The organism is Curtobacterium flaccumfaciens (assembly GCF_051548005.1).
In the GTDB taxonomy this organism is placed as follows: Bacteria; Actinomycetota; Actinomycetes; order Actinomycetales; family Microbacteriaceae; genus Curtobacterium.
In genome coordinates this window covers 1-6,284 of the sequence record NZ_JBPUGH010000180.1, presented here as the reverse complement: position 1 = coordinate 6,284, position 6,284 = coordinate 1, and the positions used below count along the sequence as shown (strand labels likewise).

General features: G+C 73.2%; 7 protein-coding genes. 5 read left to right on the top strand and 2 right to left on the bottom strand.

Annotated elements, in window-relative coordinates; translation table 11 throughout:
* Positions 1–36: 36 nt before the first annotated feature.
* Positions 37–777 (bottom strand): MBL fold metallo-hydrolase, encoded by a 741-nt coding sequence (locus tag ACSW7Y_RS15565; protein ID WP_438127151.1) that lies wholly within the window; start codon positions 775–777, stop codon positions 37–39.
* Between the two features lie 63 nt (positions 778–840).
* Between ACSW7Y_RS15565 and ACSW7Y_RS15560 the strand changes: the two genes are divergently transcribed.
* From ACSW7Y_RS15560 to ACSW7Y_RS15545, 4 genes are all read left to right on the top strand, one after another.
* Positions 841–1,377 carry a hypothetical protein gene (locus ACSW7Y_RS15560; RefSeq protein ID WP_438127150.1) on the top strand — a complete coding sequence of 179 codons (537 nt, stop codon included), beginning with the start codon at positions 841–843 and terminating at the stop codon, positions 1,375–1,377.
* A 2-nt stretch (positions 1,378–1,379) separates the two neighbouring features.
* On the top strand, positions 1,380–2,411 hold the full coding sequence (locus ACSW7Y_RS15555; RefSeq protein WP_438127149.1) for a YihY/virulence factor BrkB family protein: 1,032 nt from the start codon (positions 1,380–1,382) through the stop codon (positions 2,409–2,411).
* Positions 2,412–2,493: 82 nt separating this feature from the next.
* Complete coding sequence (locus tag ACSW7Y_RS15550) at positions 2,494–2,976, top strand: DedA family protein (RefSeq protein WP_438127148.1); 483 nt, start codon at positions 2,494–2,496, stop codon at positions 2,974–2,976.
* A 122-nt stretch (positions 2,977–3,098) separates the two neighbouring features.
* A complete protein-coding gene (locus ACSW7Y_RS15545; RefSeq protein ID WP_438127147.1) occupies positions 3,099–3,797 on the top strand; it encodes an SDR family oxidoreductase in 699 nt (232 codons plus the stop codon).
* A gap of 69 nt (positions 3,798–3,866) precedes the next feature.
* Here ACSW7Y_RS15545 and ACSW7Y_RS15540 read toward each other — a convergent pair whose 3' ends face one another.
* Positions 3,867–5,444, bottom strand: coding sequence for an ABC-F family ATP-binding cassette domain-containing protein (locus tag ACSW7Y_RS15540; RefSeq protein ID WP_438127146.1), 1,578 nt, complete (start codon positions 5,442–5,444; stop codon positions 3,867–3,869).
* Between the two features lie 336 nt (positions 5,445–5,780).
* On the opposite strand from ACSW7Y_RS15540, the gene ACSW7Y_RS15535 reads away from it, so the two are divergent.
* The gene (locus ACSW7Y_RS15535; RefSeq protein WP_438127145.1) at positions 5,781–6,197 is read left to right on the top strand and encodes a DUF3151 domain-containing protein; all 417 of its coding nucleotides are present in this window, start codon (positions 5,781–5,783) and stop codon (positions 6,195–6,197) included.
* Positions 6,198–6,284 lie beyond the last annotated feature (87 nt).

Sequence of the window (6,284 nt, the reverse complement as noted above, 5' to 3'; positions counted from 1 at the left end):
GCACGGCACGGCGCGGCGCGGCACGACCGCGAGCCGCTAAGCGGCTCTGGCCGCCCTCCGCGCCTGCGCGACCGCGGCCCGCACCCCGAGCGACCACGCCGGACCGTGCCCCGGCAGCACGTGCCGCGCCTCCGTGTCGACGAGCCGGTCGAGTGACGCGACCGCCTCCGGTACGTCCGCCGTCGCCGCCGGAGCGACCACCCGCGGTCCGATCCCGCCCGTGTACGGGTCGAACGTCACGAGCGCGTCCCCGACTACGACGGCGTCCCGGTCGGCGAAGTGCAGCGCCACGTGCCCGTCGGTGTGCCCCGGGGTCTCGATGATCCACGGCGACCCGGGGACCTCCGCCCGGGACTCGAGTGGCCTCGTGTCCGAGACTCCCGACACCCAGGCCGCCCCGGCGAGGAGCATCCGTCCGAGGGGCGCGAGGCCGCCCGGGTGCACCGCGACGAATCCGAACCGGTTCGTCTGCGGCCGGTAGGAGTACGGGTGCGCGGCCAGATCGCGGTCGCCGGGGTGCACGTACACGGGCGTGCCCCACTCCCGGCGCATCCGGTCCGCCGTCCCGACGTGGTCGAAGTGCCCGTGGGTGAGGAGCAGGGCCTCGACCGCGGCCGGCGTGTAGCCGAGGTCCCGCACGGCGAGCTGCAGGTGCGGCCACACCGCGGGGAGGCCGGCGTCGACCACGAGCAGCCGGTCGCCGGTCTCGACGAGGTAGGTGTTGGTGTGGGCGACCTCCAGCCGGTGGATGCCCTCGGCGACGTCTCGGAACAACATGCCCGGCACCGTAGACGCCCCGAACTGTGGGCCGTTGCGGATCGGCCCTGGTAGGCACGATGCATGGCCAACGACAGCCTCCCCGAGCTCGAACTCGCGAACACCCGTGCCCGCGAGGGCATCACGGACACCGTGGCGGAGATCCGCCGCCGTGCGGACGTGCCCGCGCGCACCCGCCTGGCGATCGCGAAGACGAAGCAGCGCTGGCACCGCGACCCGACCCCGCTCGTGGCGATGGGCATCACCGCCGCGGCCGGTGTCGCCGCGATCATCCTCGGAGCGCGGATCGGCCGTACCGACGCCGGACACCTCGCCCGACCGCCGGCGCAGACCGCGTTCACCACGCTGCTGCCCTTCGGTGCGCGCGGTGGCGACGGCCCAGGAGCCGCTGAGCAGTCCCAGCCCGGTCGGAAGGGCCGGAAGGCTCGGAAGAAGGCGGCGGAGGAAGCGCTCGAGCGTGACCCGATGCACCGCAACCGGGTGAAGCAGCGCGCCGGCATCGCCGCCGTGCAGCGCCGAGCGACGAAGAACCGCAAGCAGGCCGCCGCCCGTGCGAAGGCGGCTTCCAAGGCAGCGGCCAAGACCGCGGCGAAGGGCTGATCATGGCGCGCGAACGACAGAAGCCCGACGCGGACGACCCGCGCAAGCCGGACGGACCCACCGACCTTACGAAGCCGACCGTCGTCTACACGCTGAAGAAGACGCTCCGCGAGTTCTCCAGCGACCAGTGCACCGACCTGGCCGCGAGCCTGACGTACTACACCGTGCTCGCGCTCTTCCCCGGGATCCTGGCCGTGGTCTCGATCCTCGGCCTCGTGTCTGACCCGACGAAGACCATCGAGAACGTGCTCGCGGTCGTGCGGAACATCGGCGGCGGCGACGTGGCGAAGCTCCTGCAGGACCCGATCGAGGGACTCGTCCGGTCGCCCGCTGCGCCGATCACGTTCATCGTCGGTCTGCTCGGCGCGCTCTGGTCGGCCTCCGGGTACGTCGGCGCCTTCGGCCGTGCGATGAACCGCATCTACAACGTCCGCGAGGGGCGGCCGATCTGGAAGCTCCGGCCGACGATGCTCGGCGTGACCCTGTTCACGGTCGTCCTGCTCGTCCTCGGCCTCGTCGTCCTCCTCAGCGGTCCGTTCGCGAAGAGCGCCGGTGACCTCATCGGGCTCGGGGACGCCGCCGCGACCGTGCTGCTCATCGTGCAGTGGCCCGTCCTGCTCGTGATCGCCGTGATCGTGGTCGCGGTGCTGTACTACTGGGCGCCGAACGTCGAGCAGCCGAAGTTCCGCTGGGTGAGCGGCGGCTCGATCGTCGCCATCCTGATCTGGATCATCGCGAGCCTCGGCTTCGGGTTCTACGTCGGCAACTTCTCGAACTACAACGCCACGTACGGCTCGCTCGGTGGTGTGATCGTCTTCCTGCTCTGGATCTGGATCACGAACAACGCGCTGCTGTTCGGCGCGGAGTTCGACGCCGAGCTCGAACGCGGTCGGGAACTGCAGGCCGGCATCCGCGCCGAGGAGGACATCCAGCTCCCGGAGCGCGACACCCGGCAGATCGAGAAGCAGGACGAGCAGCGCGCGAAGGACGTCCTCCAGGGCATCAAGATCCGGCAGGGCGCCGACCGCGACTGACCCTGTGGGGTGGGACTGACCCCCGCGAGCGCGACCGGCCGCGACTGAGCACATTCCCGGCGAGCGCCGTTACCGTTCGCCCGTGCCGTCCTTCCTCGACGACCTGCCGTTCTGGCCGCTCGTCGCCACCCTGCTCGTCATCGTGTTCTGCCGTGCGCAGGCCACGTACTGGCTGGCACGGTTGGCCGTCTCCGGGGCGTCGCGCTCCCGCTGGGGGCGGTGGCTCGACTCGGCTGCCGTCCGTCGGGGGTCCGCGCTCCTCGACCGCTTCGGCCTGCCGGTGGTCTCGGTCAGCTTCCTGACCGTGGGGCTGCAGACCGTCCTCAACGCCGCCGCGGGGGTCGCCCGGGTCCCGTGGTGGCGGTACACGGTCGCCATGCTGATTGGCTGCGTCGCGTGGGCGCTCGTCTACGCGACGGTCGGGCTGGCCCTGTTCTGGGCGGTGCTCGCCGCGTTCGCGGGCTCGCCGTGGGGCGTCGTCGCGATCGCCCTGGTGGTCGCGGCCGGCGGAGTCGGGTGGGTGGTGCTCCGCCGTCGGCGCGGCTCGTCCGTCGCTTCCCGCTGACGCGCCTGCCGGCGCGGTCGGACCACAGCTGTGTCGGTCGGCTCCCGCCGGACCGCCACCGCCACGACCCGGCCTGGAGGCACGGTGCGGCCCCGTCAGACCGCATCCGTAGGCTGGTGCGCATGACCGACACCGCGCCTCCCGTCAGCCTGCCCACCGCCCTCGTGACGGGTGCGACCCGCGGGATCGGCCGGGCGATCGCGCAGGACCTCGGGCGCACGCACCACGTGTTCGTCGGCGGCCGGAGCGCTGAGGCCGTCGACGCCCTCGTCGCCGAGCTCCCGCACGCGTCGCCGTTCGTCGGCGACCTCGGGGCTGGTGACACCCCCGCCCTGCCGGATCGCCTCGACGTCCTCGTGCACAACGCCGGCGTCGAGGAGGGCACCACCGTCGCGGACACCGAGCGCGCCGTGTGGGAACGGGTCTTCGCGACGAACCTGTTCGCGGTCGCCGAGCTCACCCGTCGCGCGCTGCCGGCACTCCGCGCGGCCAGGGGCATCGTCGTGCCGATCAACAGCGGCTCGGGCTTCCACTCCGGCCCCGGCGGCGGGGTCTACGCGGCGTCGAAGTTCGCCCTCCGTGCCTTCGCCGACGCGCTCCGCGAGGAAGAGCGCGCGAACGGCGTCCGGGTGTCGAGCGTGCACCCGGGCCGGACCGACTCGGACATGCAGCGCGCCCTCACCGAGAAGCTCGGCGAGGACTACGACACCGCGTACTACCTCGCGCCGGAGGACGTCGCCGCCGCGGTCCGCACCGTGGTCGACCTGCCGGAGCGCGGCACGGTCGAGTCGCTCGCGATCCGGCCGACGAAGCGCCGCTGACCGTAGGGCCGGAGCCGGGGTCGGCGTCGGTGCCAGGGCCAGTGCCGGGGCCGCGGCCCGCAGCCCCGGTCACGACAGCTCGATCCGGGTCGTGAGGTCGAGCCGCTCGAGGAACGTCTCGTCGTGGCTCACGACCACGAGTGCACCCCGGTAGGACCGCAGCGCGTCGACCAGCTGGTCGACACTCGTCAGGTCGAGGTCGTTCGTCGGTTCGTCGAGCACCAGCAGCTGGGGCGGCGGGTCCGCGAGCACGAGCGCGGCCAGTGCCACCCGGAACCGCTCGCCGCCGGAGAGGTCCCCGGCGAGCCGGTCGACGGCGTCCCCGCGCACGAGGAACCGGGCGAGCCGGTTCTTCACCTCGGCGTCGCTCGCGCTCGGGGCGTGCCGGCGGACGTTGTCGAACACGGTCGCGGCGTCGTCGAGCGAGTCCTTCCGCTGCGGCAGGTAGCCGATCCGGTCGACGTGCGCGACGGCACCGGTGCCCGGGAGCGGGTGCTCGCGGGCGGCGGGGAGGCCGACCAGCTGCTCGAGCAGCGTCGTCTTGCCGACCCCGTTGTCGCCCGCGACCGCGATCCGTTCCGGGCCCTGCACGATGGCGTCCCGACCCCGGACGGTCACGGTGGCGATCGACCGGGAGGCCGGCACGTCCGGATCGGGCAGTGCGACCGTGATCGACTCGTCGACCCGCAGCCGGGCCTCCGCTTCGTGCTTCGCCGTCAGCGCCGCAGCCTCGTCCTCGGCGTAGCCGGTCCGGAGCCGCCCGGCGGTCTGCTCGCCACGCTTCCGCATCTCGTTCGCGAAGATCTTCGGCATGCCCTCGGCGGCCTTCTTCCCCGAGCGGGCACGCCGAGCGATCTTCGTCTCCGCCTCGATGCGCTGCCGCTTCTCGGTCCGGTGCCGCTGCTCGGCGACCCGGACCTCGCGCTGGGCGGCGGCCTGCTGCACCGCGAGGTGCTCCTCGTACGCGCTGAACGTGCCACCGAACACCGTCAGCGCCCCGGAGCGCAGCTCGCACGTCTCGTCCACGTGCTCCAACAGCTCTCGGTCGTGGCTGACGAGCACGAGCGTCCCCGACCAACCGTCGACCTTGTCGAGCAGGACACCGCGGGCACGCCGGTCGAGGTTGTTCGTCGGCTCGTCGAGGAACACGATCGGTGCTCGACGCATCCGGATCCCGGCGACGGCGACGAGCACGGCCTGCCCGCCGGACAGCGTCGACACGGGGCGATCGAGGTCGGAGCCGTCGAGCCCGAGCCCGATGCCGGACAGTGCGGCGGCGGCCTGCTCCTCGACGTCCCAGTCGTCGCCGATGACGTCGAAGTGCTCCGGTGACGCGTCGCCGCCGAGGACCGCGCGGAGCGCCCTGACCGTCGCTCGGATGCCGAGGAGGTCCGTGACGGTGTCATCGGGCCGCGCGGTCAGGCGCTGCGGCAGCAGGTCGACCGGACCGGTCGTCGTGACCGATCCCGAGGTGGGGTGGAGCTGCCCCGTGACCAACCGGACGAGGGTGGACTTGCCGGCCCCGTTCCTCCCGACCAGGCCGGTGCGGCCGCGGCCGAAGGCGGCGGTGAGGTGGTCGAGCGCGACGGAGCCGTCGGGCCAGGCGAAACTGAGGTCGTTCAGGACGACGGACGGACTGATGGGCATGCGGGTGCCTCCCCGGTTGTCGATGCTGGGCGCACGACACCGGAGCCACCACCGTGCGGTCGGGCACGAGCGGTGGAGCGCCCGACGGCGGGCGCGATCACGGTGTCAGCGCGTGGGCTGAGCGGAACCGGTGATCGACAGCAACTCGTCTGCTTCCGTCGGGGACCCCCGTGGCCGTCACCCGTGGCGGCGGCCGGTCGTCCCACACCGCGACCCCGAGGTGACGACGGGGTGGACCACCACGGTAAGCCCGCCGTCCACGGCGCGCAAGATCCGACCGGCCGCCGGTCGGCCGTCGGCGCGCGGGGGTCGGCTCTCCCGTGACAGGCTGGAGGCATGCCGGAGAACCTGCTGCCGAACCCCGCCACCCCCGAGACCCTGCTGCCCGAGGAACCGGAGGTGACGTCGGCGCTCGCCGCGGACGCCCCCGTCGCCTCCGTGGTGGTGTCGCACCCGTCGTCGAGCCTGGCGTGGGCACTCCTCGCCGACGAGGCCTGGGCGCGCGGTGCGACGCTCGAGTCGTACGCCTACGCCCGGGTCGGGTACCACCGCGGACTCGACGCACTCCGGAAGGCCGGCTGGCGCGGGGCCGGGCCCGTGCCGTGGTCGCACGAGCCGAACCGCGGCGTCCTCCGGGCGTTGTTCGCGCTGCGGCGGGCGGCCGAGGCGATCGGCGAGGAGGGCGAGCCGGAGCGGTTGACGGCGTTCCTCGACGGGGCCGACCCGGAGGCGCGGCGCGCGCTCGAGGCGTAGCGCGCGCTCGAAGCCCAGCGCGCGGCGCTGCCCCTCCCCGTGGAACCAGGTTCCGGACAAGACGGAACCAGGTTCCGGACACAACAC